Annotated in this window: 2 protein-coding genes and 1 pseudogene; all 3 read right to left on the bottom strand. The window is 68.8% G+C overall.

Translation table 11 applies throughout. The features are described from left to right. Window positions 1-137 precede the first annotated feature (137 nt). Window positions 138-1,739, bottom strand: coding sequence for a DUF707 domain-containing protein (locus ON39_RS46320; protein WP_051187466.1), 1,602 nt, complete (start codon window positions 1,737-1,739; stop codon window positions 138-140). Beyond that, entirely contained in the window at window positions 1,729-2,808 is a 1,080-nt protein-coding gene (locus ON39_RS46315) for a glycosyltransferase (protein ID WP_083894862.1), read from the bottom strand. Before ON39_RS46315 ends, ON39_RS46320 begins: the two co-directional genes overlap by 11 nt. A 34-nt stretch (window positions 2,809-2,842) precedes the next feature. Further along, window positions 2,843-3,560, bottom strand: a pseudogene (locus ON39_RS34310) (hypothetical protein); the annotation flags it as partial.

The following is a 3,560-nucleotide window of genomic DNA, read 5'->3' as shown; positions in this document are numbered from 1 at the left end:
GTCATCTCGCTCCTACCGTCCACTCCGCTGCGTCCGCCCAGCGTTTCTAGCACCGAACTTTCGGCCGGTCATGCCGTGCGGCAACCGCGGCCCGGTCCGTACACCATCCGTTAACCCACCGCCGCGCGACGCCGGCCTTACGCGCTCAACCTCGTTCGCGAATCCGGCACGCCGTGCACCGGGACCGTGCGCATCAACTCGCCGGCCGCCACCATGCGGTCGACCATTCCGTCGCAGGGGATCTCGGCGAGGAAGCAGGCTCTGGCGCCGTCGAGGCGGCCGTGCGCGACGGCCACTTGCAGTAGGTCACGGGAGTACTGCGCGAATTGCCGCGCCATCGCGCCGCCACCGCTCGCGGCCTCCGTCGCCCTGGCCAGCCAGCTCTCGAAGCTCGGGTATGGGTAATGCAAAATCATTGGCGCGGTGACTGTTCCGCTCGCGCCGGTGAACCCGGTGAAGCCGTGCTTGTCGACGGGTACGACACCGACGTCGAGCCGGACGGCACTGCGGTTCGCGGGGGCGTCGAGGAAGGGGGACACGCCGCTGACCCGGAAGACGGTGCACTCGCGGAACGGATCGGCGACCGGGTGCGGCAGCGGGAGGGCCTCGTGCGCGATGAAGGTGACCTGTCCGGCCCCGGGGATCTGCCAGCGGCGCCTGCCGTCGTCGTGGAACAGTTCCCTGGGGCCGAGCGGGAGCAGCCAGGCCATGTCGGCGGCGCGGGCGGTCGCGACCGCGCGGTGGATATTGGCCAACTCACGCTCGACCGGGTCGGCTGCGGAATTGCTGTTGTCGCACAAGACTATTCGGTGGTCGAGACTTGCCACGAGTGCGCGGACCGCCGGATCGTCGGAGTAGACGATGATGAGGTCCGCGTGAGCCGCGTGATGGTCGAGCCAGACCGTCAGCGGCGGCTCGAGCCGGTCGACGGTGACGCAGAGGGCGGTCGGGTCGTTCGCCGGGCGCGCGCCCCCGGTGCCGATGCCGCGATACACCCTCGTCGTCAGGTCATCGATCGCATGCTGTCGCAGGTAGTCGTAGTACTCCGTCCACGGGTTCACCCCCGCCGCGCGGGCCGCCGTCAGGTTCGGGCCGCCGACCGGGCGCGTGTGCCGGACGGTCACCGCGTCGACGATGGCGATCGACGAGGTGTCCCGGACGAATCTGGGCCAGTGGAAATCCAGGCCCCACCCGGTCTGGGTGGTGGCGAAGGTCGGCAGGCAGTGCAGCAGGAACTCCCGGTGGAAACACGGCGCCATGATCTCGACGAAGTTGGTGTATCGGAGGTCGAATCGCCGGTCCACCAAAGTGATCTCGTGGGTGTAGTAGCTGTCCTCGGTGAGCGCGGGCTGTGCGAGCGAAAGCCGGTAACGCGCGGCGTAGTCGAACATCGCGTTGATGGACGCGGTGTCGGTCGCCAGATCGTCGTCGGGCAGCCAGATGTAGTCGTAGTCGTCGATCGACTCGGCCAGGTCGACCGCCAAGACGTGGTGCAGGGCGGGCCATTTCGCGCCCTTGCGGTCCAACCGGCGGACGTCGCCGGTGCGATACCGGTGGGGGACGTCGCCGAAGTAGCTCACGACCAGATCCCAGTTTCGCGGCTCCGGGCCGGCGAGCCACTGCTCGTGCAGCGAGGTGTCCCCGGCGCGCAGCACCACGAGGTTCCTGCGTCGACCGGAGGCGCGGAAAACGCTGCGCCGCCGCCGGATCGACGCTCCCGCGAACTCCTCACGCGGCATACCAGCCCTCCCCCCACAGCGTGGTGAGGCGTTCGAAATACGTTTCGTACTGTGGCGCAACGACTTCGGTGGAGAACTTGGACACCGCGTAGTCGCGGATCTCCCGGTAGTCGAGCTTGTCGACGGCGTCGGCGGCCGCGCAGAACTCGCGCAGCGTGCGACAGCGGAAGCCGTGCACACCGTGCCGCACGGTCTCGGTGAACACACCCCAGTCGGTAGTGATCACCGGCGTCCCGCACAGCATCGCCTCCGCGTGCACGCCGCCGAACGGCTCCAGATACAGCGAGGGCACGAAAACCCCTCGGGCCCTGCTCATCAGCTCGCCGCGGCGCACGTGATCGACCACGCCGACGTACTCGGCGACCTCGGAGCTCGGCGCCGTACCCGCGCCCGCGACGATCAGCTTCGCCCCGACCCGCGCGCAGGTGTCGATGGCGACCTGTATGCCCTTCGCCTCGACCAGGCGGCCCATGAAGAGAAAGTAGTCATCCTTCTCGTCAGAGAACGGAAAGTCTTCCAGCTCATAATAGTTCGGGATCACCGCGTCGTAGAACTGGCCGCGGGCGCTCATCACGCCGGGCACGGTGGTGCGCGAACCGTAGACGGCGTGCATCCACGCGTAGCTCTCGAACACCCGGTAGTTGGCGAAGACTCCGCTGTAGCCGATGCCGAACTCGACGGTCATGAGTTCCGGGAAGGTCTGCGCGATGGGCTGCTGGCAGGTGCCGCCGAGCACGCAGATGAAGTCGCGGTCCTGCTTGCGCTTGGCGATCTCGGTGATGGCGCGCTCGTTGGTGGTGGTCCAGTGCGGATCGTAGGGATTCCAGGTGAGATTGTTGAGTTCGCGGTAGAGGTCGTTGCCGCCGAACCACTCGGCCTGCTCGGCCTTGGAGACGATGGTGACGAACTCGGTGCAGGGCGCGTCGTTCTCCTCGCCGCCGTACAGAAAGACTTCGTGGCCAAGGCCTGTCATCATCCCGGCGAAGCGCCGGATCTTCTGTGTGTAGGCGCATGGCTGATAGTGCTTGGTGGTCTGCGTGTTCGGGAAGTTCACTACATGAAATCGCATGGCGGGGCTCGCGTTCGGCTCGGCGGGTGGGTGGTCAGCGGTCGATGATGGGCCGGACCGACAGGGGGTCTTCGCCGACCGCCTCCTCCAGGTGCTCGGTGCTGTCGAGGTAGGCCGCGCGTTTACGCTGTTGTTGCTGCTGCTGTTGGCCGGCGGGGGCGCCGCCGCCCATGCCGCCGCCCATCGGGTAGCCGCCGTAGGGCATCGCGGCTGTGGGAGCCACGCCCGCGCGTGCCCCGGCGATCGTCTCGGCCGCGGCGCCGGACGCGCCCGCACGGGGAAACAGCTTGTCGTCGGCGGGATTCGCGAGTTTTCCCGCGCCCGCGCCGCCGCCCACCGAGCCGCCCGCACCGGCCGGCTTGATGTCGAAGCCGAACGGGCCGGACGCGCCGATCGGTCCCGACGCGGCCCACGGACCCGAGGCCCACGGGCCAGAGGGGAAGGGTGTCACCCCGGAGGCCAACTGCTGCAAAGCTTTCGAGAGCGCCGACAGTGGTCCGGACGCACCGCCGGTCGGGCCGGTGGCGCCGCGCGGGGCAGTGGTGTTCGACCCGCCGGTGGGTGAGTGGGAGCCGCTGCCGGTGGCCGAAGGCTTGCCGGTGCCGGCTCCGGGCGTGCCGCCGCCGCTGCCCATACCGGAGCCTTTGCTGCCACTGCCGCCACCGGATTTGCCGCCGCCTATGCCGCCACCGCTGCCCGATCCACCACCCTTGTTACCGCCCCCATTGTTTCCCCCGCCGCCTCCGCTGCCC

Source organism: Nocardia tenerifensis NBRC 101015, from assembly GCF_000308715.1.
Lineage (GTDB): Bacteria > Actinomycetota > Actinomycetes > Mycobacteriales > Mycobacteriaceae > Nocardia > Nocardia tenerifensis.
Note: the sequence above shows the minus strand (reverse complement) of the source record. Positions and strands in the feature narration are given on the sequence as shown.